We start from the raw sequence: 24,006 nt of genomic DNA on the forward strand, positions 1-24,006 counted from the left end.
TGGCGAGTCTTAGTAATTAAGAGGAGGTGCAAGTATGTACGCAATTATCGAAACAGGTGGAAAACAAATTAAAGTTGAAGCTGGTCAAGCAATCTACATTGAAAAATTAGATGTTGAAGCTGGTGAAACTGTTACTTTTGACAAAGTTCTTTTCGTTGGTGGCGAAAACGTTAAAGTTGGTAGCCCAGTTGTAGAAGGTGCAACAGTTACTGCGAAAGTTGAAAAACAAGGTCGCGCTAAGAAAATCATCGTTTTCAAATACAAAGCGAAAAAGAACAATCGTAAGAAACAAGGTCATCGTCAACCTTACACTAAGCTAGTTGTTGAAGCTATCAACGCTTAATCCAGGTTAACATGATTAAAATTACGATAAGTCGCACGAAATTAGGAAGTATCCAATCATTTAAAATGACTGGACATGCCAATTATGCGCCACATGGACAAGATCTTGTCTGTGCTGGAACTACAGCGGTTGTGTTTGGTTCTATAAATGCAGTGGAAGAACTTTGTAATGTGCAGGCAACTATTGAACTCGGGAGTGACGGCGGATTCTTAACGTATGAATTGCCTAATGATTTAGACGTTCATACAGCAGAAAAAGCACAGATACTTTTAGAAGGATTGGTTGTTTCGCTTAAGACGATCGAACTTGATTACGGAAAGTATATCCGTTTAATAGAAAAAGTGCAGGAGGTGTAACGTATGTTAAGATTAGATCTTCAGTTTTTCGCATCTAAGAAAGGTGTAGGTAGTACAAAGAACGGTCGTGACTCTCAGTCAAAACGTCTTGGTGCTAAACGCGCAGATGGTCAAACGGTTTCAGGTGGTTCAATTCTTTACCGTCAACGCGGTACAAAAATTTATCCAGGTGTTAACGTTGGTCGTGGTGGCGATGACACTTTATACGCGAAAGTTGACGGCGTAGTACGCTTTGAGCGTCTTGGCCGTGACCGCAAACAAGTGAGCGTATATCCTGTTGCTCAAGAAGCATAAGAACTCACGGAAAACTCTAACCTGAGTGCAGGTTAGAGTTTTTCTATATTAAGGGGTATCTAAATGAATGAAAAATGGACAATTATAGATGCATTGCGTCATTCAAGACATGATTGGCTCAATCGTATGCAGATGGTGAAAGGAAACCTTTCACTTGGAAAAGTGGAAGAGATTCATAGTCTCATCGATCGTTTTGTCCAAGAAGCGAGACAAGAATCCAACCTGATAGGGCTATCAATGCCTTTATTTTCAGAGTGGATTTTAACATATAATTGGAAACAGCAGCCGTGCTTATTGGAGTACGAAGTATTAGGGAATTTACATAACTTATCTCATTTAGATGAGACTGTATGTATATGGACGAATCAATTTTTCTCAATACTTCAGCATAGTTTAGACGTATATGTTGAAAATTATGTTTGTATCACAATTGAATGTGACGCGGAGAATGCTCGTTTCTTTTTTGATTTTCGTGGTAAGCTAACGAGTGTAGAAGAACTACAGAATTGGCTTGCGAACCAAAACAATAAATGGTATTCCATTTCTTATACAGTACGAGACGAAGAAGTCTCAGTTATATTACAACCAATCGAAAAAAGTGTGGTGAAATAATGTTTGTAGATCAGGTCAAGATATATGTAAAAGGCGGCGACGGTGGTAACGGAATGGTTGCGTATCGTCGCGAGAAGTATGTACCTAAAGGTGGCCCAGCAGGTGGCGACGGTGGTAAAGGTGCAGATGTTGTTTTTGTTGTTGAGGAAGGCTTACGTACATTAATGGACTTCCGCTACCAACGTCATTTCAAAGCTGATCGCGGTCAGCACGGAATGAGTAAAGGTCAGCACGGTCGTAAATCTGAGGATTTAATCGTAAAGGTTCCACCGGGAACAATAGTAAAAGATGAAAAAACAGGTGAAATTCTTGCCGATTTAGTAACGCATGAACAAACAGCTGTAATCGCAAAAGGTGGCCGCGGTGGCCGTGGTAACTCACGTTTCGCAACACCGACGAACCCAGCGCCAGAAATCGCTGAGAACGGGGAACCAGGTCAAGAACGTGATGTCACGCTAGAACTTAAAGTGCTGGCAGATGTTGGACTTGTTGGATTCCCAAGTGTAGGTAAATCTACATTATTATCTGTTGTATCATCAGCGCGTCCGAAAATTGCAGAATATCACTTTACAACAATCGTTCCAAATCTTGGTGTTGTTGAAACTGGTGATAACCGCAGCTTCGTTATGGCTGACCTTCCTGGACTAATTGAGGGGGCACATTCCGGCGTTGGACTTGGACACCAATTCTTACGTCATATCGAACGTACACGTGTAATCGTGCACGTTATTGATATGTCTGGTTTAGAAGGACGTGAGCCATATGAAGATTATGTCACAATCAATAATGAATTAAAAGAATACAATATGCGTTTAACTGAGCGTCCACAAGTTGTTGTAGCAAACAAAATGGATATGCCAGATGCAGAAGAAAACTTACAAGCATTTAAAGAGAAAGTGGGAGATGAAGTAAAAATCTTCCCAATCTCAGCTGTAACGAAACAAGGTGTTCGTGATTTACTATTTGAAGTAGCGAACTTATTAGAAACAACACCAGAATTCCCAATGTACGATGATGTAGAAGAATCTGAAGCAAGTGTAATGTACAAATTTGAATCTGAATCTAATTTTGAAATTACACGCGAAAGTGATGGCACATTTGTTATTTCTGGTTATGATATTGAGAAAACATTCAAAATGACAGACTTCTCACGTGATGAATCTGTACGCCGATTTGCTCGTCAAATGCGTGGAATGGGTATTGATGAAGCCCTTCGTGCACGTGGTGCAGAAGACGGAGATATTGTAAAAATTCTTGAATATCAATTTGAATTTATCGATTAAGACTGCCGAAAGAGGGCAGTCTTTTTTTTATTGTAAATGTCTGATTCGTATAGGAAAAAATACCCACTAATTAAATTTTCAATTTATAATAGAACAAGGAGTGGTTTTGGAAGAATTTCTTATGGGGAGAAAATGAACATGTATAAAATATTAATTGTAGAAGACGATGAAAAAATAGCGGGAATATTAGAGGAGCATTTAGAAAGGTATGGCTATCAATCATTTAGAGCGAGTGATTTACGTCATATAAAAGATGAGTTCGTGAAAATAAATCCTCATCTCGTATTACTGGATATTAATTTACCATATTTTGATGGTTTTTATTGGTGTCGTCAAATTCGTACTGTATCGAATGCGCCGATTATTTTTGTTTCTGCAAGAACAGGGGAAATGGATCAAGTAATGGCGATCGAGAATGGCGGAGATGATTACATTACAAAGCCATTCCATTTAGATATTGTAATGGCAAAGGTGAAAAGTGCACTTCGCCGTGGGTATGGCGAGTATGCATCTGTTGCTGAGAGTGATTGCTTAGGTGTAAATGGACTGTTGTTATTTCCGTCCCAGCACATTGTTGAGTGGCAGGGGCAACAAACGGAGCTGACAAAAAATGAATTTTACTTATTAGAGTGTTTAATGAAACAGGCAAATCAGTATGTAACGCGTGAAGAACTGTTAGAAGCCCTGTGGGATGAGGTAGCTTTTGTTGATGATAATACATTAACCGTAAATGTAAAACGCGTAAGGAAGAAACTAGAGGAGCTAGGCATTCAAAATGCAATTGTAACGAAACGCGGATATGGTTATGCGCTTCTTACAGAGTGGGGCGAAGGGCATGAAGGTTAGAAATTACCTCATGGACCGTTTTTCTTTACTTCTTTCTTATATTATTAGCCTTTGTTTATTTGGGCTCGTCTTGCAGTTGCAAAGTCTTTTGGAAAAAAGATCCATTGATTGGAGTACGTGGTTATATGGGCTTTTATTAGGGACAGTTGTATTTACTGTATACCTCATTTACGATTATCGAAAACGAAGTGTATTTTTAAAAAGAATCGAAAAGTATGTTGCTAGCGGAAATACATTACACGACTCTTTACTTATTGATACTTCTTATACGTCAGAGCAAGAGATGGTTGTTGAATCGTTTACGCTATTAAGACAGCAATATATGAATGAAGTTCATAAACAACATGCGAAAGAACAACAGCAAATGATATTTATGAACCAATGGATTCATCAAATGAAAACACCAGTATCGGTTATAGAATTGCTATTACAGAAGTTTGGGAAAGAGCATCGTGAAGCAAGAGCAACAGTTGAAAGTATTCGTGAAGAAAATAACCGTATACTAAATGGTTTAGATTTGGCGTTACATATGGCAAGGTTAGAGCAATTTGCGAAAGATTATAAAGTAGAAGTAGTAAATGTGATAGATATCATCAGGGGTATTATTAATGAAAATCGAAAATCTTTCATTCAATCGTCGGTATTTCCGAAAGTAATGTTTGATGAAGATACTTGTATGGTTGCATCTGATAGAAAATGGCTAAGTATTGCTATAGGGCAAATTGTTGTAAATGCAATTAAGTATACGAAAATTTCAGAAGCAGAGAAAAAGGAAATTCAATTTCAAATTGAAGAGAAAGATCAAAAGGTGTTACTACATATTAAGGACAATGGAATTGGTATTCCAGAGCAAGATATAAAGCGTATATTTGATCCATTTTTTACGGGAATAAATGGCCGTAAAACGAGAGAAGCGACTGGAATGGGTTTATATATTACGAAGGAAATTTGCGATAATTTACATCACAGTATTTATGTGCAATCGGCTGAAGGCGAAGGGACAACATTCACGTTCCAATTTGCAAAAGATGAAGAATATCATACATTAATGAGAAAAATGACAAAACTGTAAGATAACAAAACGTTTTGTAAGGGAAATCACTCGTTTCTTTTTCTTATTTTTCTTATAGTAAATGTAAGAAGAAAACACATAGGGGGATTAGAAATGAGTGTTCTTGAAGTAAAAGGATTAACGAAGGTGTACCAATCAAAAGGTTCAGTAGCGACGACTGCTTTAAACGATATAAATTTTAAAATAGAAGAAGGCGAATTTGTAGGGATTATGGGGCCTTCAGGGAGCGGGAAAACAACGCTTTTAAATTTATTAGCAACAATTGATAAACAAACTTCAGGTCACGTGCTTGTAAATGGCGAAGAAATTAATCAAATGCGTGCTGCAAAATTAGCAGAGTTTCGCCGTACACATTTAGGATTCATTTTCCAAGATTTTAACTTACTTGATACGTTATCGATTAAAGAAAATATCATTTTACCACTTGTAATGGCGAAAAAATCTGTAAATGAAATCGATGCGAAAGTGCTTGAGATTGCAAAGTTTTTAAATATCGAAGAAATTTTAAATAAAAAAGTATATGAAGTGTCAGGCGGACAACAACAACGTGCAGCAGCAGCGAGAGCGATCATTCATGAACCTACGCTAATTTTAGCGGATGAGCCAACTGGAAACTTAGATTCGAAGTCAGCAAAATCATTAATGAGTGCATTGCAAGATTTACATGAACAAAAGAAAGTGACAATTGCAATGGTAACGCACGATCCAGTAGCTGCTAGTTATTGTGAACGCATTCTCTTCATACGTGATGGAGAAATTTTCTCAGAAATACATAAAGGGAGAACGAAACAAGCCTTTTTCCAAGAAATTCTGGACGTACTTGCGATGCTAGGAGGGGAATATCATGAACTTTCGCCAGCTCGCGCTTAATAACGTAAAAGGAAATTGGCGTAATTATAAAGCGTTTCTGATTAGTAGTTGTTTATCGATTGTCGTATTTTTTATGTATGTTTCCTTCATTTATCATCCAGATGTCGTAAGCGGTAATATTAGTATGAAGACAATGATTTCAAAAGGGTTAGAATCGATGAATTATATTGTAGTCATCTTCTCAGCGCTCTTTATTTTATATGCAAATTCAACATTTTTACGAGCAAGAAAAAAAGAGTTTGGTTTATTAACATTAATAGGCGGAACAAAATCTCAACTTGGCCGAATGATTATATTAGAACAACTTATGTTAGGTAGTATTGCAATTGTAGTAGGTATCGGGCTTGGCATGCTTTGTTCGAAATTATTTTTCCAAGCATTAAGCGTAATATTGAAAATAGATAAAACACTTCCACTCGTATGGAATAGTAAAGCAATTCTTATTACAGCGGGTGTATACTTTATCCTATTTTTAATCCTATCATTATTTAGCGTTTGGACAGTAGGGCGCTTGCAAATTATTGATTTATTAAGAGAAGCAAGAAAACAGAAAGTAGAACCTTTTGCATTTACATGGTTATGTGTAGCAGGGATAGGATGTATTATTGTTGCATATGTACTTAGCTTTCAAGTGACATTTATGAATTTTATCATTCTGTTTTTACCGATTGTAGGGCTGACGATAGGCGGAACTTATTTACTGTTTACACAAGGTAGTACAGTCGTATTAAAGGCGTTACAAAAACGAAAAAAATCTTTTTATACATATCCAAATATGTTCGTACTTAGCAATCTTATTTATAAAATGAAAGATAATGCTCGTTTTCTATTTGTAATTTCTATCATTACGGCAGTTGTATCTTCGGCAGTCGGTACACTGTACGTATTTTTTGAGGATATGAGTTATAAGGCAGTAACTAGTACCCCGCATGCTATTTCGTATGAGGAAAAAGGAATTAATACGCATAATGTTATAAAAGAAGGAAAAACAAAAGAATTAATAAAAAAACACGGATTTGAAGAAGCGCGAGAAGTAACGTACGTAAAACTTCCTGGAACTCAAAAAATCACGATGTTTAATGGTGAACATGAAGTGCCAATGGCGATTGTTTCAGAAAAAGAATATAACGCTGAAGTACGTAAACAAAAGAGAGAGCAAGTTAGAGAAGTTCATAATGCACCAGGTAGTGCAACGATGGTCATAATGGATATGGCGAAAGATATGATGAAGGTAGATCTTGCGAAACCGTATGAATTTAAAATGAACGGACAAACGCAGTCTGTTCAGTTAAATGAGCCAACTTCATTTTCTGTTTTTAATGATAGTGAATATCTCATTGTAAATGATCAAGATTTTGAGAAATACGCAAAGCTCGTACCAGATGAAGAAAAGACGAAATATTACGGTTATTATATAGAAGACTGGAAAAGTACAGAAGACCTTGTGTTAGATTTGAAAAAGGAAGTTGCACCAGATAAGCAAGAGGAATTAAATAACTCGGTGTTCGCTTATAAAAATATAAGGGAATCAGGAGCAATTACAATGTTTATCGGTTTTTTTGTAGCTGTACTATTCTTCTTCTTCGCTTGTAGTATGACGTACTTTAAATGGTTTAACGATAAAGAACAAGATCGTATTCAATTTAAATCGTTAAAGAGAATCGGTATGACAGATAAAGAAATTCGTAAAATTGCAATTCGACAAATGGGTGTTATCTTCTTTATCCCAATTTTAATTGGTGCAATTCATAGTGGATTTGCTCTTCATACGTTAGGGAAAATGCTTTATCTCGATTTATGGAAATCAGGTGCGATTGTAATTGGAGCATACATTGTAGCTTCTGCGATTTACTTTATAATCGCGCAAAGAGGATATTTGAAACACGTAAAAAGCTAGGGAAACCTCTAGCTTTTTACGCATGTAGTAAGTTATAGGAGGACGATAGATGAACATTTGGCAATTAGCGCTGCAAAATATAAAAGGAAATTGGCGTAATTATAAAGTGTTTTTCTTAAGTAGTTGTTTTGCGATATTTGCTTCTTATGCATATATGTCTGTTATCGTGCATCCGTATATGCAGGAGACGCTGTGGTATCAAAACGTACGCTGGGGACTTGTTCTATGTAATGTTATAATCATTTCTTTTTTCGTCATATTTATTTTGTACTCTACTTCTATTTTCATAGAGGCACGTAAGAAAGAATTGGGATTATATATGTTAATGGGAGCAACGAAATCTAACGTAATAGGAGTGATTATGACCGAGCAAATGTTGATCGGAGTATTTGCTAATATTTTGGGTATAGGGGTTGGCATGATCTTTTTGAAACTCTTTTTTATGGTGTTTAGCATGCTAATGCGTCTTCCGAAAGAACTCCCTGTCATATTTGACGTGAAAGCGATTGGGGTAACGTTTATTACATATATGGTTGTTTTTATTCTGTTATCTTTTATAAGTGCTTTACGTATATGGAACATAAAAATTATTCGGTTATTGAAAGAATTTCGAACGGATAAAAAAGAGAAGAAAACATCAATATGGCTTTGTATATTCGGCTTTATTTGTTTAGGGACAGGATATGCGTTAGCGCTACAAGTGACAATGGAAACGATAGGATTATATTTTTTCCCTGTGTCTATACTTGTCTTTTTCGGAACGTACTTTTCTTTTACACACGGTACAATCCAATTGTTAGAAATGATTAAACGAAATAAAAAGATTATGTATACATATCCGTATTTATTTATAGTAAATCAATTGTCACATCGAATGAAGGAAAATGGTCGCTTTTTCTTTATGCTTTCTATGGCAACGACATTTGTAGTTACGGCAACAGGTACGGTGTTCTTATATTTTTCTAGCATGCAAGATTTGTGGCGGGACGGGGGCGCACACTCATTTTCATATATAGAAAAAGGTGTTTCTACTCATGAAGTCTTTGAGGAAGGTACGGTTGAACAATTACTGCATCAATATGGATATGATGATTTTCAATCTATGAGTTTTGTTGGAGTGTATGCATCTTTTCAGTCCAACAAGGGAGAAACAGAAGTAGCGCCGCTCATTAAAGAAAGTGAATACAATCAGGAGGCAAGAAAACAAAAACAGAAAACGTATCATCCTAAAAAAGGAACTGTTACACTTGTTTATTATAATAAATACAATCATCCGAATATATATAATCAAAAAGAGATTCAATTACAAGTAATGAATCAAACGTATCCATTCGTATTTAACGGTCAAAAAGAAGGGGTGCGATTTAACTATCATCTTGCGCACATTAACGGTCTGTTTTTCGTCATGAATGATGAAGATTTTGACAGTATAGCAAATAAGGTTCCGGATGCTGAAAAAATGATGTATAGAGGATACACATTACCAAATATCGAAAATACGAAAAAATTAAATGAAGCTTTACGGAAACATATGAAACAAGATGATAATAACGCATTTCGAAGTAATATGGAGTTATATGTGAATATGAAAGAGTTCGGCGATATTACTCTATTTGTAGGCTCATTCATTAGTATATTATTCTTTCTTACTTCATGTAGTATCGTATATTTTAAATGGTTTCATAATATTGCATCGGATCGAAAGCAGTACGGTGCGCTCTCTAAGCTTGGAATGACGAAGGAAGAAGTGTGGAAGATTTCTCGCTGGCAATTGTGTATGCTATTTTTTGCACCTATTATAGTCGGGAGTATGCATAGTGCGGTTGCGTTATATACGTTTCATAATACGATCTTTATGGATGGTTCATTACGAAAAGTAGGTTTGTTTATTCTATTTTATATCGCTGCATGCATTATTTATTTCTTTTTCGCTCAAAGAGAATATAGGAAACATTTAGACTAGCGAATGCTAGTCTTTTTTTAATATTCGAAATTTACATAGAAGAATATAAAAAAGTATGGTATAACAGTAAGAAAACGAAAAAGAGAGGGAAAAGACGATGATTCGAGTAGGATATTTAGGACCAGAAGCAACATTTACAAATATGGCGGTGAGTCGTTTTTTTCCGGAAGCAGAGCATGTACCGTATCGAACGATTCCGGATTGTATAGATGCAGCCGCAAATAAAAGTGTAGATTTCGCAGTCGTACCGTTAGAAAACGCAATAGAAGGTTCAGTAAATATAACGGTCGATTATCTCGTGCATGAGCAACCACTTTCTATTGTAGGCGAAATTACAGTACCAATTCAGCAACATTTACTCGTACATCCGCAGTATGCAGAAGTGTGGGGAGAAGTATATGCAGTGCATTCTCATCCGCACGCTATCGCACAATGTCATAAGTTTTTAAATGAAGAATTAAAAGGGGTAACCGTTCGAGATATGACATCAACAAGTGCTGCTGCGCAATATGTGAAAGAACATCCTGAAGAAAAAATCGCTGCCATTGCAAATGAAGCAGCTGCAGAAAAATATGGATTGACGATCGTAAGACGTAGCATTCATACGCATAAAAACAATCATACACGCTTCCTTGTGCTCCATAAGAAAAAGAAAGCAATACTCTCAAATAATGGAGAAAATCGCGGAGAGAAAACGACGCTTATGATAACGTTACCTGCTGATTATGCAGGAGCGCTATATCAAGTGTTATCAGCTTTCGCATGGAGAAAATTAAATTTATCAAAAATCGAATCGCGCCCGATGAAAACAGGACTCGGAAATTACTTTTTCTTAATCGATGTCGATAAAGCATACGATGATGTATTATTGCCAGGCGTAACGATGGAACTTGAAGCACTCGGCTTTTCTGTGACTGTGCTGGGGAGTTATTCTTCTTATTGGTTGTAAGGGGGGAGTGTTTGTCATATTTTGTAGTTCAGTCGCTAGTATACCGTCTGATAGATAAATAAAATCCCACCTATAAATGGTGGGATTCTTTATTTTAACTTCGCAAGACGATCCTCTAACTGATCGCGCCAAACTTCGGCTAGTTCTGGAACAGCAAGAACCTTCTTAATGCCATTTTTATCTTTTCTATTATGAAAATAAATTTCATTAGAGAATAAAACAGATACATTGTTTGATGGACGCTCTAGTAATGTAATTTTAGAATCTTTACGTACAGTACCTTCCTGAAGAACGCGGCATAGGTAGCCAGTAAATCCAGTTGCTACAATGCGCGGCAGTATGCCAGGAATACCAAGGCGTTTTGAAATTGTGCTACAAGGTACTCTTGCTTGTGTGATTTGAATGATTGCTGCACCTAGTTGATATGTATCTCCGATGCAAACATCGCGCTCTAACATATTTGTTACGGTAATGTTTTCACCAAATGTGGAAGCGGGAAGCGTAGTTTGAAATTCCTCTTCCCATAGTGCGTAATGCTCGTGTGGGTACACGCAAACTGCGCGATCAGGTCCCCCATGGTGTTTTAAATCTGCTACGTCATCACCGAGGAATCCGTCTTTTGAGAGGAAAGCCTCTTCTGTAGGATCTTTACATATACCTGATATCATTTCTTTATCTTCGCCATATTTCATTTGTTTCGGTTTGCCAATGCTAAAGTGAACGAGTTCAATTCCCATATTTGATCTCCTTTACGATTGATTACAATATTATAGCATTAAAAAAGCACAGAGAATGCTAAAAAACTCTGTGCTTTACATGAATTAATAAACGAGAAATCCTGCTTTATCTAGTGCCTCACAAGCAGCGTCTAACTTTTCTTTTGAATCTGCCTCAATTGTATGTAAGTGAATACCATCTGTTAGTTGTGAAAGATAGGAGGCATTCGTGTTTTCGATTTTTTGTAAATATTGCTCTACATCAAAGCGATTACTTACCATGATGGATGCTGTTAAGTCACCGTATACAGGATGCTCAACTTTTACATCTTTAATCGTAACGCCGTGGTCAACAAGCATTGTAAGTTCTTGACGTACTTCCGCTGGTTTATGTTGGCATACAATTACGCGTTCGAAAGTTTGTTGTTTCTCTTGTGGTTTTAAATATAAATATCCTTGAGCAGTTGCAATAATTGGTTCGTTTCGTGCTTTAAGCAAAGAAATATCTTGCACGATAACTTGTCGACTTACGTTCGTCTTTTTAGATAGTTCATTCCCAGATAACGGTTCATTTGCAGCAAGAAGCCACTGAAGGATAAGTTGTCGTCTTTCTTCACCTAAAATCTTTTTTTGGTCATTTTGTTTCATTATGATTTAACACCTCTATAAAATTGATTTCCAATTGTGTGTAGTGCATGAATAGTAGTATCAATTTGATCTTTCGTTGTTTGTTGTCCGAAAGAGAAGCGGACATATTGTTTTGCCTCTTCATACGTTTTTCCAATTGCAAGCATTGTTTTCGAAGGTTCTTGTTTACCGACTTGGCAAGCACTTCCGGTGGAAATAGCAATACCATGGCGATTACATTCTAGCATTGTATATTGACCTTCTATTCCTTTTATTGTAACCCCAACAATATGTGGTAAACAAGAAGTAGAATGACCTTCTACTTGAATTTCTAGAGGAAGGGCTTGTAAATGTCTTAAAAAGTAGGATCGTAACTCTTTAAAACGTAAGCTCTCTTTTTGTTGGTTTTTTAATATATTCTCAGCAGCTGTTAAAAAAGCAGCGATGCCAGGAACGTTTACTGTACCTGGGCGAAACCCTTTTTCGTGAGAAGTTCCCGGAAATATTTGTTTCCAGCGAGCTTGCGGATTTATATAGCAAGCGCCAACGCCCTTTGGTCCGTATATTTTATGTGCTGAAACAGAAAGACTATCAATCCCCATCTCAAAAACATTGATAGGAAGTTTACCAAATGTTTGTACACAATCTGAATGAAATAAAACGTTATATTTTTTTAAAAGTGCTCCGATCTCTGCGATGTTTTGAACGGTTCCAATTTCAGAGTTTCCGTGCTGTATACTTGCTAGAACAGTATTTTCTGTAATAGCTGATTCTAAATCATCTAAATGGATTACCCCGCTTTTATCAACAGGAATTTCAGTAATTGTATACCCTTCTGATTGTAAGGATTGAAAATAACTTCGAATGGATGCATGCTCCATAGGTGTTGTAATGATATGTTTCTCGCTTCTAGCCTTTAAAAGGGATTGAATCGCAAGGTAGTTGGATTCCGAGCCACCGCTTGTGAAGAATACCCCTTGTTCCTTTCCACCAATCATGTCAGCAAATGTTTTTCGGCAAACTTGTAATAAAGAAGAGGCTGTTCCTCCAATATCATGTAAACTTTGTTCATTTCCAAAGTATTGCGATGCTGCTTTCATATATGTGTGTAATGCTTCTTCACTCATAGGTGTAGTAGCTGCATAGTCAAGATATATCATCATGTAAGTTCCTCTCCCTAGTAAGAGTTACATTTCTTATATTTTTTTAATGGTAGTGAAAATAAGAATTATAAAAAAACTCTTGTCATTATTTTAAAACTATGTAAATATAGGTGTCAAGACAGTTGAAAAGTGTAAAGTAGGAGGCAACAATTATGCCAAGTGCAGATGTCTTAATTATTGGAAGTGGCGTTGCGGCACTTCGTGTTGCGAAAGAGATTTGTCACGAAAAGAATGTGATTATTATCACAAAGGGAACAAATCGTAATAATAATACATATTTAGCGCAAGGTGGAATTGCCGCAGCAGTTGCTACATATGACAATCCAAATGATCATTTGGAAGATACGTTAGTAGCAGGATGTCATTATAACAATGAAGATGTGGTCCGTTATTTAGTCGAGGAAGGACCGAAAGAAATGAATAATCTCATTGAAAATGGAATGGAATTTGATGGAGATGAAAAGGGGCCTCATCTTGGAAAAGAAGGTGCACATCGAAAGCGTCGTATTTTACATGCAGGTGGCGATGCAACAGGAAAGAATTTATTAGAGCATTTCATTCAAGAAGTAGCTCCGCACGTTACGGTAGTGGAACGGGAAATGGTGCTCGATTTTATTATAGAAAATGGTAAATGTGTTGGAGTTTTAACACGAAATAGTGAAGGGAAGCTGAAGCGTTACGTTGCAGATTATACGGTGTTAGCAACAGGGGGGATTGGCGGTTTATACGCCTTTACTTCTAACGACAAGACAATTACGGGTGATGGACTTGCAATGGTATACCGCGCAGGCGGGGAGCTCGTAGATTTAGAGTTTGTACAATTTCATCCAACAATGTTATACGCGGGCGGGCGGTGCCCCGGCCTCGTTTCTGAAGCTGTTCGTGGTGAAGGAGCTGTCCTTATAAATGGAAAAGGGCAGCGTTTTATGATGGACATACATCCTGATCACGATCTTGCGCCGCGTGATGTAGTAGCAAGAGCGATTCATGAACAGCTTTTGGCGGGTGAAAAAGTGTATTTGAATATCGAGTCTATCCAAAATTTCGAAGAACGTTTTCCGACGGTATCATCATTGTGTAAAAAAAATGGTGTCGATATAAATGAAAAACGCATTCCAGTCGTACCCGGTGCTCATTTTCATATGGGCGGCGTGAAAACGAACTGTGATGGGGAGACATCCATTCCAGATTTATATGCGGTCGGTGAAGTAGCTTGTAATGGTGTTCATGGAGCAAATAGATTAGCAAGTAATTCATTATTAGAAGGTCTTGTGTTTGGAAAAAGAATAGGACAACATATTTTAACCAAAGCGACAAAAGAAAGCTGGAACAACGTGGCTGAGAAGGAAAAGAAGTTTATTGTTCTGAATCATTTGCCGGCGAAAGAAGAAATACAAGAATGTATGATGAAATACGTTGGGATTGTGCGAACAGAGCAAAGTTTATCTTATGCAAAGAGATGGCTTAGTAAGTACGGTGTTCGAAATATGATATTACAACATGATGCTCTTACAAATGAAGAGATAACGCTTATTAATATGTTAACAGCCTGTGAACTTATAGTCGTATCAGCTTTGCAAAGACAAGAAAGTATTGGTGGCCATTATCGAAGTGATTATCCAGATAGAAATAGCGTAAAAAAAGAGATCGTTCGAGTGAAAAGAAAACTACAACTTGTGTGATGAAGGGAAGAGGGGCTCTATGAACACGATAAAAGTGAAAGAAGCATTAAATCGATTTTTTCTAGAAGATATAGGAGAAAGAGATGTAACATCTCAGCTTATTTTTCCAGACAATTTACTTTCAAAAGGAACGTTTCTTGCGAAGGATACAGGTGTCTTTGCGGGGCGTTTAGTAATTGAAGAAGGATTTAAATTAATTGATGAAAGAATTGAAGTGGAGCTTCATAAAAAAGATGGAGATCTTGTAGAAAAGGGCGAAATAATAGCAACTGCGCAAGGACCAATTGCCTCGTTATTAACGGCAGAGCGCGTTATATTAAACGTTATCCAGCGTATGAGCGGGATAGCTACGATGACACATAAAGCTGTTCTTGCGTTAGAGAGCGGCCATACACGTATTTGTGATACGCGAAAAACGATGCCAGGGCTACGTATGTTTGATAAGTATGCAGTTGTGTGCGGAGGCGGATTTAATCACCGTTTCGGTTTATATGACGGTGTCATGATTAAAGACAATCATATTGCTTTTGCTGGTTCTATTACGAAAGCTGTTACATCGGTGAAAGAAAAATTAGGACATATGGTGAAAGTAGAAGTGGAAACAGAAACGGAGGAGCAAGTGAGAGAGGCTGTAGCTGCTGGTGCAGATATTATTATGTTTGATAACCGTACGCCAGATGAGATTCGGGAGTTTTCAAAGATTGTACCAAGTGCCATCGTTACGGAAGCATCAGGAGGCATTACAATTGAAGAGTTATCGGAATATGGAAAAACAGGGGTCGATTATATTTCACTTGGAGCGTTAACACATTCAGTGAAAGCACTTGATATTAGTTTCAATATTGAGGCGTAAGGAAAGTGGCTTAGAGGGGGAGAAAGGAATATGAGTATTTTAGAAAAAGTACAACCGATTGAAACGATGTTACCAGAGCGTTATTACACGATGACAACAGAAGACATGGAAAAGCGTGTTCGTGAAATTAAAGAAAAAATGGGGAAAACACTATTTATTCCAGGACATCATTACCAAAAAGATGAAGTGGTACAATTTTCTGATGCAGCAGGAGATTCACTTCAGCTTGCGCAAGTTGCAGCGAGCAATAAAGAAGCAAAATATATTGTATTTTGTGGTGTACACTTTATGGCAGAAACAGCAGATATGTTAACGACAGATGATCAAATCGTTATTTTGCCAGATATGCGTGCAGGTTGTTCGATGGCAGATATGGCAGATATTGAACAAACAGAAAGAGCATGGAAAGAGCTCGCAAAATTATTTGGAGATACGATGATTCCGTTAACATATGTTAACTCTACAGCTGCAATTAAAGCGTTTTGTGGTCGTAATGGCGGAGCAACAGTAACTTCTTCTAATGCAAAACAAATGGTGTCTTGGGCGTTTACACAAAAAGAGCGTCTTGTCTTTTTACCGGATCAACATTTAGGAAGAAATACAGCATACGATTTAGGTATCCCGTTAGATAAAATGGCAGTATGGGACCCACATACAGATTCATTAGAGTACGATGGAGATATAGAAGGAATTCAAGTGATTTTATGGAAAGGGCATTGTTCGGTTCATCAAAACTTTACAGTGAAAAACATTGAAAATGTACGGAAAAATCACCCGGATATGAATATTATTGTACATCCAGAATGTTGTTATGAGGTTGTTGATGCTTCGGATTACGCAGGATCAACGAAATATATTATTGATATGATTGAAGCGGCGCCACCTGGAAGTAAATGGGCAATTGGTACCGAGATGAATTTAGTGAACCGAATTATTCAGCAGCATCCAGATAAAGAGATTGTTTCACTTAATCCATTTATGTGTCCGTGCTTAACGATGAACCGAATTGATCTGCCGCACTTATTATGGGTGCTTGAAACGGTAGAAAGAGGAGAAGAAATTAACGTTATTAGCGTAGATAAACAAGTGACTGAAGAAGCGGTTCTTGCATTAAATCGTATGTTAGAGCGTGTGTAAAGCAACGGTATTTCTGTTGCTTTTTTTCATGCATATAATCATAACGAGAACGAAATGGGCATACATTGTTTTGAAGAAATCATTGCGATTTTCTTATGCTTATTCCACTTCTAATGATATTGAAAATCGAAGAAGTGATACAAGTGAAAAGAAGTTAGCTTTATTTAGAAAGGGTTACTTCATGAGATTTGTTACTTATAGATAAGTTATACAGGAGGGGGAAAATTTGAAAATTCATATCGTGCAAAAAGGGGATACCCTTTGGAAAATTGCGAAAAAGTACGGAGTGGATTTTGATACGTTGAAAAATACAAATACACAACTTAGTAATCCAGATTTAATTATGCCAGGTATGAAAATTAAAGTACCATCAAACAGCGTTCACGTAAAACAGCATGCTGGAGCAGGATCAGCACCTCCAAAACAATATGTTAAAGAAGTGCAACAAAAAGAATTTGCAGCAACGCCAACGCCGCTTGGAATAGAAGATGAGGAAGAAATTACGTATCAATCGGCACCAATTACACAACAACCTGCTATGCAACAAACACAAAAAGAAGTGCAAGTAAAACCACAAAAAGAAGTACAGGTAAAACCACAGAAGGAAATGCAAGTGAAACCGCAAAAGGAAGTACAGGTAAAGCAACAAAAAGAAGTGCAAAAAGAAAAGCCAATTCAAATAGAAAAACCAGTTGAAAAACCGTCTGTTATTCAAAAACCACCTGTTATAGAAAAACAAAAACCAGCAGAGAAAGAAAACACGAAATTCTCGGTAAATGTATTACCACAGCCGCCGCAACCACCAATAAAAGCGAAAAAAGAATATAAAATTTCGGATGTCATTAAAAAAGGAAGCGAGTTAATTGCTCCTCAAATTAATAAGATGAAACCTAATAACGTCATTTCTCCGCAAACGAAAAAAAATAACGTAGTATCACCACAAGTAAAGAAAGAAAATGTAGGGAATATAGTATCACCACAAGTAAAGAAAGAAAATGTAGGAAACATAGTATCACCACAAGTAAAGAAAGAAAATGTAGGAAACATAGTATCACCACAAGTAAAGAAAGAAAATGTAGGGAATATCGTGTCACCGCAAGTAAAGAAAGAAAATGTAGGGAATATCGTGTCACCGCAAGTGAAGAAAGAAAATGTAGGGAATATCGTGTCACCGCAAGTGAAGAAAGAAAATGTAGGGAATATCGTATCACCAAATGTAACGAAAGAGAATGTAGTTATTCCACAAGTAATACCGCCAAATATTCAAATGCCAAACATCATGCCAATGTTGGATAATAATCAACCACCAAATATAATGCCAATCATGGATAATAATCAACCGCCAAATATAATGCCAATCATGGATAATAACCCAATACCAAACATCATGCCAATCATGGATAACAATCAAATGCCAAATATGATGCCGATTATGGATAATAATCAAATGCCAAATATGATGCCGATCATGGATAATAATCAAATGCCAAATATGATGCCGATCATGGATAACAATCAAATGCCAAATATGATGCCGATCATGGATAACAATCAAATGCCAAATATGATGCCGAATATGATGCCGATTATGGATAACAATCAAATGCCGAATATGATGCCGATCATGGATAATAATCAAATGCCGAATATGATGCCGATCATGGATAATAATCAAATGCCGAATATGATGCCGATCATGGATAACAACCAACCGCCGAATATGATGCCATATCAAATGCCGTATCAACAGCCTATGATGCCACCGAATCCATATAATCAACCATCAAATCCATATCAAATGCCATATCAGCAAGGAGCACCGTTTGGACCGCAATATACGTCTATGCCAAACCCAAATATGATGCCAATGGATAATAATATGCCGCCGCTCGTGCAAGGAGAGGAAGATTGTGGGTGCGGAGGAGAGAGTAGGCTATATAGTCCGCAACCTGGAGGTCCGCAATATGCGAATCCGTTATATTATCAACCAACTCAATCGGCATATGCACCACAGCCAGGAACAATGTATTATCAACCAGATCCACCAAATGTATTTGGAGAGCCAGTTTCAGAAGAAGAGGACGAAGAGGAAGTTTAAAAAAAGGTGGGATTATTCCCACCTTTTTTGTGTGTAGAGTCTTTCATAAAACGGAAGATCTACATCAAATGTTAGAAAATTCCCAGTGAAATATTAACAGTGTAAAAACCTACTCTGTTACTCATCATAAGAGGGAGCTTTTCAGAAGAGAAGTTCATTCTAACAGAGGGGGTTTTTGTATTGAATACGAAAGTAAAAGTGATTGCTGCTTCTTTGTTAGTTACCAGTGCCTTAGCTGCATGTGGTACACCAAAAGATAACAATGCAATGGATGGACGTAACTACAATTATGAGCGTACATCTTATAATGATACACACCAGTATCGTGATAATGTAACGCGTAACGATCGTTATACAGATTATGTAACATATAGAAATGGTCGTAACGATACAGGATATAACAATTATTACCGCGATGTAAATTATAACGGGCAAATTGCTAATCCGCATCCAACACGTAATATCACAATGAACAATTCATACATTAACAATGATGGTAAAACAGCAGAAAGAATAACAAATCGTGTGAAACGTATGAATAACGTAGACCGCGTGTCTACAGTTGTATATGGAAACGATGTAGCAATTGCGGTAAAACCGCGTAATCCAGTATCGAATGAAACGGCACTTGCAAATGAAGTTCGTCAAGCTGTTGTAAATGAAGTTGGGAACAGAAACGTGTACGTCTCTGTAAGAAATGACATGTTTACTCGTGTCGATGCAATGAGTACACGCCTACGTAACGGTACAGTTACAAACGATTTTAATCGTGATATAGGGAATATGTTCCGAGACATTCGTTACGGTTTAACTGGTACTACTGGTACTATGCGATAGCAAAATAAAAGAGGAAGGGGGAGCCCTTCCTCTTTATTCATCATTGTCTTGTACACGACGTTTTTTAATAAAATAACTAACGGAATAAGGCGCTAAAAAGCATATGAAGAAAATACTACCTGTTAAAACTGCTTCAAAGAGAGGTCTTTCTGGACTGAAAATGATATAAATAATAGCTATAATAATTCCAACAATAAGAGAACGTAAAATAATTTTGTAATAAGGAGTTAACTTTATATCTTTTTCGCTCTCTTCTACATCGATTGAAACGCTTAACTGTAAATAAGCAATTAAAATACTCGTAAGCATAAATAATAACCATAATGGAGATTTCGTAATTTGATCCATTCCTTCAGTGAATCCGATATAGCCTAAAATGCCAATTATACCAAGTGATTGAAAAAGAAAGGCAATGCGTATGTTTTTTAATGTTTTCAGAATGAGACGTTCATCCTTTATTTTTTTCACAATATCCATCTCCTGTTTATTATGATTTCGCTGTTACACTAATGGTAACATATATATTGCATTTATCAATTTATAATTTACATAAATTTGTTTGGTTAAAAGAGGAAATAAAATATTTTTATAAACATGTTGCACTTATACTTTATTAATGTTATATTAGCAAAGCAATGAGCTAATTTACGTAAGACGAGAGATATGCTTAAGTGCTAAACACGCGAATGTGGTCGCCTGGTCTCTCGCCGTAAACGCATCAAGACGCCTGCTTTGCAGGCGTCTTTCATTTTATATAAAAACAAATGCTAATGCAGATAAAGCTAAAACTTTATCTGCATTTTTTATTTTCGAGTGAAATGTAATACGGTCATTTATATGGATAAAACCCCCATTTTCGGAAAAACTACTAATGAAAGTTTGATCTTGCCTAAAAGAGGTGAACGGAAATGAAATGGATACTGATTGCGATGCAAGCTTTCGTTATGATGTTTTGCTTCGTTTATGAAACAAATGTGAAGGCGGAAGGGCTAGTACCAGAAGTAACAGTAAAAGAGCCTGAAGTTACAATTTTATTAGAGCGAATGTATGTTGATGGAGAAGTAAGTGAGGAAATATTTACAGAAAAAGTGGCGGACTTAGAAAAGTTTTTACAGGAATATAAAGAATGGCAGCTCGTTGATCGTGATGATGTACAAATCGTATTACAAAAGAAAGTTGATGATATTTCTCCATTATTGAAAACGAGCGGATATTTTGGTGTTTCAGAGGAAGGGATATTACAAATTTTTAAAGGTGTACCGAAAAGTGATAATGCGATTCATTCCTTCTTTCAAATTGATATGAAAAAGCTGGAGAGTTATGAGCGTGCGAAATTGAAGCGTGGTATTCGTATTAAATCAAAAGAAGGTTTTGTGAAGACGATTGAAAAAATGAAGCAATACGCAGTGCAAAATAAGTAAAAAAAGCAGCTCATGGTGAGCTGCTTTTTTTATTTATTTTTATCTAAAATTTGTTTTGCGATTTCATCGATTAGCATATCTTTTCCGATTGGGTTGAATGCTTTTGTATTGAAGACCTCATTTGATACTTCATATACGTGATTGTTTTTAACTGCTTTATTGTCTTTCCAAACGGCACTATTTTTATAGTCTTCGTAAACTTTATCAGCTTCGCCACCAAAGTTTACAATAAACATTTGATCAGGTTGGAATGCAACAAGACCTTCTAGTGATACTTGCGCCATCGTTTGTTTTAAATCTGTACCTTTTGTTGCCGGAAGTTTTAAGTCGTTAAAGATGATGTCACCGTACCCGAAGCTACCGTATACACGGAAGTTTTGTGGTGTAACTGCGACGAACATAAAGTTCTCATCTTTTGTTTTCTCTTTAATTTTTTTAGATAAAGAGTCTGCTTTTTTATCGTAGTCTGCAATCCATTTGTCTGCTTTCTTTTCTTCGTCAAATAGTTTACCTACTTCTTTAAACTTACCGCGCCAGTCTTCTAAGTTTGTTTCTAAAACAACTGTCGGTGCAACCTTTTCTAATTGATCATAGATCTTCAATTGACGATTATTTAAAATAATTAAGTCTGGTTTTAAAGCAGTAACAGCTTCTAAATCAACTTTAGGTGCCCAATACCAACCTACTGCTTTTACGCCATCTAGCTTGTCTGTTAAATGCTTTTGGATTTTATCTTTATATGTGTTTGCTGTACCAACAGGTTTGTGTCCAAGAAGTAATAATTCTTCTGTTGATCCAGATAAGTCAACAATTCTCTTTGGATTTACTGGAATTGTAGCTTCCCCTTTAGCGTGTTTTACAACTTTTGTTTTCGGTTGTTCTTTCGCTTTTGATTCTTCTTTTTGAGAAGAACAGCCAACGATAGAAAGAACAACTAGCATAATAGTAAATAAAATAAATAGCTTCTGTTTCATCCTGATGTAACCCCTTTAATTAGTATTGATAATCATTATCGACTTCTGTATATTAAGTTGCTTCATGCTTTCTGTCAATGGAAAATAACAGAAGTTTCAAATGGAGAACATTTGTTGGGGTAGTCTCGCTTTTCTATCATTAAATATGTTAAAATGGAATACATGATTTAAGAGGGAGAGATCGTATTTTGTTTGAATATGTTACAGGTTACGTGGAGTATGTAGGACCGGAATATGTCGTAATTGACCATAATGGAATTGGTTATCAAATTTTCACACCAAATCCGTATGTATTTCAAAGAAGTAAGCAAGAAATCCGTGTCTATACATATCATTATGTGAGAGAAGATATTATGGCACTTTACGGGTTTAAAACACGTGAAGAGCGTTTATTATTTACAAAGTTGTTAGGTGTGTCTGGCATTGGACCAAAAGGCGCTCTTGCAATTTTAGCTTCTGGTCAAACAGGACAGGTCGTTCAAGCAATTGAACATGAAGACGAGAAGTTTTTAGTGAAATTCCCGGGCGTCGGAAAGAAAACAGCACGCCAAATGATTTTAGATTTAAAAGGAAAACTAGCTGACGTCGTACCAGATGCATTTGTTGATTTATTCTCAGATACAGAACGTTTTGATGAGAAGAAAGGTTCATCAGCTGAGCTTGATGAGGCGCTGGAAGCTCTGCGCGCACTTGGATACGCAGAACGAGAAGTTTCTCGCGTTGTACCAGAGTTATTAAAAGAATCATTAACGACGGATCAGTATATTAAAAAGGCACTTAGTCTTTTACTAAATGGTAAGAGGTGAGTATAATGGACGAACGTCTCCTTTCAGGGGAATCTGCATATGAAGATTCGGATTTAGAATATTCATTACGGCCACAGACGCTCCGTCAGTATATTGGCCAAGATAAAGCGAAACATAATTTAGAGGTGTTTATTGAAGCAGCGAAAATGCGTGAAGAAACGTTAGATCATGTGCTTCTATATGGACCACCAGGACTTGGTAAAACGACGCTTGCCAATATTATTGCCAATGAAATGGGCGTAAATGTTAGAACAACTTCAGGTCCAGCAATTGAAAGACCAGGAGATTTAGCAGCTGTATTAACAGCGCTTCAGCCGGGGGATGTATTATTTATAGATGAAATTCATCGTTTGCATAGATCGATTGAAGAAGTGCTATATCCTGCGATGGAAGATTTTTGCCTTGATATTGTAATTGGGAAAGGACCGTCAGCACGATCTGTACGTTTAGATTTACCTCCATTTACATTAGTTGGAGCAACGACACGTGCAGGGGCATTATCAGCACCACTTCGTGACCGTTTCGGTGTACTTTCAAGATTAGAGTACTATACAGTAGATCAGTTGTCTGAGATTGTAGAACGTACAGCAGAAGTATTTGAAGTTGAAATTGATTCGTTAGCTGCACTAGAAATTGCAAGACGTGCTCGTGGTACACCTCGTATTGCGAATCGTTTATTACGACGTGTACGAGATTTCGCACAAGTTCGTGGTAACGGAACAGTTACAATGGAAATTACACAAATGGCGTTAGAACTACTGCAAGTAGATAAATTAGGTCTAGATCATATCGATCATAAATTATTGCTTGGTATTATTGAGAAATTCCGCGGTGGCCCAGTCGGATTAGAAACGGTTTCGGCAACGATTGGAGAAGAATCTCATACGATTGAAGATGTGTATGAGCCGTATTTATTACAAATTGGCTTTTTACAAAGAACGCCAAGAGGTCGAATTGTAACGCCGCTTGCATATGAGCATTTCGGAATGGAGATGCCAAAAGTATGACGGAGATGCCAAAATTGCTTATTACAGCAGGTATCTTACTCATTGTTGTCGGATTAGCTTGGAAGTTTATTGGAAGACTTCCAGGCGATATTTTTATGAAAAAAGGAAACGTTACCTTTTATTTTCCTGTCATTACATGTATTGTGTTAAGTATTGTATTATCTTTTATTATGTATATAATAAATCGATTCAAATAAGAA

24 protein-coding genes, 1 pseudogene and 1 other annotated feature (1 of these 26 cut by a window edge) are annotated in these 24,006 nt (G+C 36.8%); of the genes and pseudogenes, 20 read left to right on the plus strand and 5 right to left on the minus strand.

The features are described from left to right. Positions 1-20: a sequence feature (ribosomal protein L21 leader region), on the plus strand (it extends 58 nt beyond the left edge of the window). 14 nt (positions 21-34) lie between these two features. From rplU to pheA, 11 genes are all read left to right on the plus strand, one after another. Next, entirely contained in the window at positions 35-343 is a 309-nt protein-coding gene (gene rplU / locus KVT31_RS01260; protein WP_000270907.1) for a 50S ribosomal protein L21, read from the plus strand. Between the two features lie 11 nt (positions 344-354). Beyond that, positions 355-699 (plus strand): ribosomal-processing cysteine protease Prp, encoded by a 345-nt coding sequence (locus KVT31_RS01265; protein WP_002008596.1) that lies wholly within the window; start codon positions 355-357, stop codon positions 697-699. 3 nt (positions 700-702) lie between these two features. Beyond that, positions 703-993: a 50S ribosomal protein L27 gene (rpmA, locus tag KVT31_RS01270; protein WP_000944957.1), complete on the plus strand. Its 291-nt coding sequence runs from the start codon at positions 703-705 to the stop codon at positions 991-993. Between the two features lie 63 nt (positions 994-1,056). Continuing rightward, positions 1,057-1,605 carry a sporulation initiation phosphotransferase B gene (locus tag KVT31_RS01275; protein ID WP_088097873.1) on the plus strand — a complete coding sequence of 183 codons (549 nt, stop codon included), beginning with the start codon at positions 1,057-1,059 and terminating at the stop codon, positions 1,603-1,605. Continuing rightward, a complete protein-coding gene (obgE, locus tag KVT31_RS01280; RefSeq protein ID WP_088097872.1) occupies positions 1,605-2,888 on the plus strand; it encodes a GTPase ObgE in 1,284 nt (427 codons plus the stop codon). Before KVT31_RS01275 ends, obgE begins: the two co-directional genes overlap by 1 nt. 138 nt (positions 2,889-3,026) lie before the next feature. Continuing rightward, entirely contained in the window at positions 3,027-3,734 is a 708-nt protein-coding gene (locus tag KVT31_RS01285; RefSeq protein WP_000276710.1) for a response regulator transcription factor, read from the plus strand. Continuing rightward, positions 3,724-4,806, plus strand: a complete 1,083-nt coding sequence (locus tag KVT31_RS01290) for a HAMP domain-containing histidine kinase (protein WP_088097871.1) — start codon at positions 3,724-3,726, stop codon at positions 4,804-4,806. The genes KVT31_RS01285 and KVT31_RS01290 overlap by 11 nt, the downstream gene beginning before the upstream one ends. Positions 4,807-4,899: 93 nt before the next feature. Then, on the plus strand, positions 4,900-5,676 hold the full coding sequence (locus KVT31_RS01295) for an ABC transporter ATP-binding protein (RefSeq protein WP_000114530.1): 777 nt from the start codon (positions 4,900-4,902) through the stop codon (positions 5,674-5,676). Continuing rightward, on the plus strand, positions 5,651-7,573 hold the full coding sequence (locus KVT31_RS01300) for an ABC transporter permease (RefSeq protein WP_088097870.1): 1,923 nt from the start codon (positions 5,651-5,653) through the stop codon (positions 7,571-7,573). The genes KVT31_RS01295 and KVT31_RS01300 overlap by 26 nt, the downstream gene beginning before the upstream one ends. A gap of 49 nt (positions 7,574-7,622) precedes the next feature. Then, positions 7,623-9,536, plus strand: a complete 1,914-nt coding sequence (locus KVT31_RS01305; protein ID WP_088097869.1) for an ABC transporter permease — start codon at positions 7,623-7,625, stop codon at positions 9,534-9,536. A 97-nt stretch (positions 9,537-9,633) separates the two neighbouring features. Beyond that, the gene (pheA, locus tag KVT31_RS01310; RefSeq protein ID WP_088097868.1) at positions 9,634-10,485 is read left to right on the plus strand and encodes a prephenate dehydratase; all 852 of its coding nucleotides are present in this window, start codon (positions 9,634-9,636) and stop codon (positions 10,483-10,485) included. An 89-nt stretch (positions 10,486-10,574) separates the two neighbouring features. Here the strand turns inward: pheA and KVT31_RS01315 are convergent, their stop codons facing one another. The 3 genes from KVT31_RS01315 to KVT31_RS01325 all read right to left on the minus strand — a co-directional run bounded on the left by KVT31_RS01315 (position 10,575) and on the right by KVT31_RS01325 (position 12,991). Further along, a complete protein-coding gene (locus tag KVT31_RS01315; protein WP_088097867.1) occupies positions 10,575-11,222 on the minus strand; it encodes an MOSC domain-containing protein in 648 nt (215 codons plus the stop codon). Between the two features lie 84 nt (positions 11,223-11,306). Next, entirely contained in the window at positions 11,307-11,849 is a 543-nt protein-coding gene (locus KVT31_RS01320) for a transcription repressor NadR (protein ID WP_060632390.1), read from the minus strand. Beyond that, positions 11,849-12,991 carry an IscS subfamily cysteine desulfurase gene (locus KVT31_RS01325; protein WP_088097866.1) on the minus strand — a complete coding sequence of 381 codons (1,143 nt, stop codon included), beginning with the start codon at positions 12,989-12,991 and terminating at the stop codon, positions 11,849-11,851. The genes KVT31_RS01320 and KVT31_RS01325 overlap by 1 nt, the downstream gene beginning before the upstream one ends. Positions 12,992-13,143: 152 nt before the next feature. Here KVT31_RS01325 and nadB point away from each other — a divergent pair, with 152 nt between their 5' ends. From nadB to KVT31_RS01350, 5 genes and pseudogenes are all read left to right on the plus strand, one after another. Beyond that, positions 13,144-14,673: an L-aspartate oxidase gene (nadB, locus tag KVT31_RS01330; protein ID WP_088097865.1), complete on the plus strand. Its 1,530-nt coding sequence runs from the start codon at positions 13,144-13,146 to the stop codon at positions 14,671-14,673. 19 nt (positions 14,674-14,692) lie between these two features. After that, positions 14,693-15,526 (plus strand): carboxylating nicotinate-nucleotide diphosphorylase, encoded by an 834-nt coding sequence (gene nadC, locus KVT31_RS01335; RefSeq protein ID WP_088097864.1) that lies wholly within the window; start codon positions 14,693-14,695, stop codon positions 15,524-15,526. A 30-nt stretch (positions 15,527-15,556) separates the two neighbouring features. Further along, entirely contained in the window at positions 15,557-16,663 is a 1,107-nt protein-coding gene (nadA, locus tag KVT31_RS01340; protein WP_088097863.1) for a quinolinate synthase NadA, read from the plus strand. 226 nt (positions 16,664-16,889) lie between these two features. After that, a pseudogene (safA, locus tag KVT31_RS30965) lies at positions 16,890-17,046 on the plus strand (SafA/ExsA family spore coat assembly protein); the annotation flags it as partial. Between the two features lie 1,895 nt (positions 17,047-18,941). Then, positions 18,942-19,598: a YhcN/YlaJ family sporulation lipoprotein gene (locus KVT31_RS01350; protein ID WP_088097861.1), complete on the plus strand. Its 657-nt coding sequence runs from the start codon at positions 18,942-18,944 to the stop codon at positions 19,596-19,598. A gap of 33 nt (positions 19,599-19,631) precedes the next feature. Here KVT31_RS01350 and KVT31_RS01355 read toward each other — a convergent pair whose 3' ends face one another. After that, positions 19,632-20,075 carry a branched-chain amino acid ABC transporter substrate-binding protein gene (locus KVT31_RS01355; protein ID WP_088097860.1) on the minus strand — a complete coding sequence of 148 codons (444 nt, stop codon included), beginning with the start codon at positions 20,073-20,075 and terminating at the stop codon, positions 19,632-19,634. A 431-nt stretch (positions 20,076-20,506) separates the two neighbouring features. On the opposite strand from KVT31_RS01355, the gene KVT31_RS01360 reads away from it, so the two are divergent. Further along, positions 20,507-21,019 carry a BofC C-terminal domain-containing protein gene (locus KVT31_RS01360; protein WP_088097859.1) on the plus strand — a complete coding sequence of 171 codons (513 nt, stop codon included), beginning with the start codon at positions 20,507-20,509 and terminating at the stop codon, positions 21,017-21,019. A gap of 29 nt (positions 21,020-21,048) precedes the next feature. On the opposite strand, the gene KVT31_RS01365 is transcribed toward KVT31_RS01360, so the two are convergent. Beyond that, entirely contained in the window at positions 21,049-21,993 is a 945-nt protein-coding gene (locus KVT31_RS01365) for an iron-hydroxamate ABC transporter substrate-binding protein (RefSeq protein WP_088097858.1), read from the minus strand. A 188-nt stretch (positions 21,994-22,181) separates the two neighbouring features. Here KVT31_RS01365 and ruvA point away from each other — a divergent pair, with 188 nt between their 5' ends. From ruvA to KVT31_RS01380, 3 genes are read left to right on the plus strand one after another with little or no spacing between them, the layout of a single operon-like run. Continuing rightward, positions 22,182-22,799, plus strand: coding sequence for a Holliday junction DNA helicase RuvA (gene ruvA / locus KVT31_RS01370; RefSeq protein ID WP_000464511.1), 618 nt, complete (start codon positions 22,182-22,184; stop codon positions 22,797-22,799). A gap of 5 nt (positions 22,800-22,804) precedes the next feature. Further along, positions 22,805-23,806, plus strand: coding sequence for a Holliday junction branch migration DNA helicase RuvB (gene ruvB / locus KVT31_RS01375; RefSeq protein ID WP_000344467.1), 1,002 nt, complete (start codon positions 22,805-22,807; stop codon positions 23,804-23,806). After that, complete coding sequence (locus KVT31_RS01380) at positions 23,803-24,003, plus strand: DUF2905 domain-containing protein (protein WP_088097857.1); 201 nt, start codon at positions 23,803-23,805, stop codon at positions 24,001-24,003. The genes ruvB and KVT31_RS01380 overlap by 4 nt, the downstream gene beginning before the upstream one ends. The last annotated feature ends 3 nt before the right edge of the window (positions 24,004-24,006 follow it).

The organism is Bacillus sp. GbtcB14, from assembly GCF_019091205.1.
GTDB classification, from domain to species: Bacteria; Bacillota; Bacilli; order Bacillales; family Bacillaceae_G; genus Bacillus_A; species Bacillus_A cereus_AG.

Coding starts and splice junctions, on each gene's coding strand:
- KVT31_RS01285 (WP_000276710.1), top strand. CDS start 3,027: ATGTATAAAATATTAATTGTAGAAGACGATGAAAAAATAGCGGGAATA.
- rplU (WP_000270907.1), top strand. CDS start 35: ATGTACGCAATTATCGAAACAGGTGGAAAACAAATTAAAGTTGAAGCT.
- KVT31_RS01360 (WP_088097859.1), top strand. CDS start 20,507: ATGAAATGGATACTGATTGCGATGCAAGCTTTCGTTATGATGTTTTGC.
- KVT31_RS01315 (WP_088097867.1), bottom strand. CDS start 11,222: ATGGGAATTGAACTCGTTCACTTTAGCATTGGCAAACCGAAACAAATG.
- KVT31_RS01265 (WP_002008596.1), top strand. CDS start 355: ATGATTAAAATTACGATAAGTCGCACGAAATTAGGAAGTATCCAATCA.
- KVT31_RS01380 (WP_088097857.1), top strand. CDS start 23,803: ATGACGGAGATGCCAAAATTGCTTATTACAGCAGGTATCTTACTCATT.
- KVT31_RS01355 (WP_088097860.1), bottom strand. CDS start 20,075: ATGGATATTGTGAAAAAAATAAAGGATGAACGTCTCATTCTGAAAACA.
- KVT31_RS01300 (WP_088097870.1), top strand. CDS start 5,651: ATGAACTTTCGCCAGCTCGCGCTTAATAACGTAAAAGGAAATTGGCGT.
- KVT31_RS01320 (WP_060632390.1), bottom strand. CDS start 11,849: ATGAAACAAAATGACCAAAAAAAGATTTTAGGTGAAGAAAGACGACAA.
- nadC (WP_088097864.1), top strand. CDS start 14,693: ATGAACACGATAAAAGTGAAAGAAGCATTAAATCGATTTTTTCTAGAA.
- KVT31_RS01365 (WP_088097858.1), bottom strand. CDS start 21,993: ATGAAACAGAAGCTATTTATTTTATTTACTATTATGCTAGTTGTTCTT.
- KVT31_RS01305 (WP_088097869.1), top strand. CDS start 7,623: ATGAACATTTGGCAATTAGCGCTGCAAAATATAAAAGGAAATTGGCGT.
- KVT31_RS01325 (WP_088097866.1), bottom strand. CDS start 12,991: ATGATGATATATCTTGACTATGCAGCTACTACACCTATGAGTGAAGAA.
- KVT31_RS01290 (WP_088097871.1), top strand. CDS start 3,724: ATGAAGGTTAGAAATTACCTCATGGACCGTTTTTCTTTACTTCTTTCT.
- rpmA (WP_000944957.1), top strand. CDS start 703: ATGTTAAGATTAGATCTTCAGTTTTTCGCATCTAAGAAAGGTGTAGGT.
- nadB (WP_088097865.1), top strand. CDS start 13,144: ATGCCAAGTGCAGATGTCTTAATTATTGGAAGTGGCGTTGCGGCACTT.
- nadA (WP_088097863.1), top strand. CDS start 15,557: ATGAGTATTTTAGAAAAAGTACAACCGATTGAAACGATGTTACCAGAG.
- obgE (WP_088097872.1), top strand. CDS start 1,605: ATGTTTGTAGATCAGGTCAAGATATATGTAAAAGGCGGCGACGGTGGT.
- KVT31_RS01295 (WP_000114530.1), top strand. CDS start 4,900: ATGAGTGTTCTTGAAGTAAAAGGATTAACGAAGGTGTACCAATCAAAA.
- pheA (WP_088097868.1), top strand. CDS start 9,634: ATGATTCGAGTAGGATATTTAGGACCAGAAGCAACATTTACAAATATG.
- ruvB (WP_000344467.1), top strand. CDS start 22,805: ATGGACGAACGTCTCCTTTCAGGGGAATCTGCATATGAAGATTCGGAT.
- KVT31_RS01275 (WP_088097873.1), top strand. CDS start 1,057: ATGAATGAAAAATGGACAATTATAGATGCATTGCGTCATTCAAGACAT.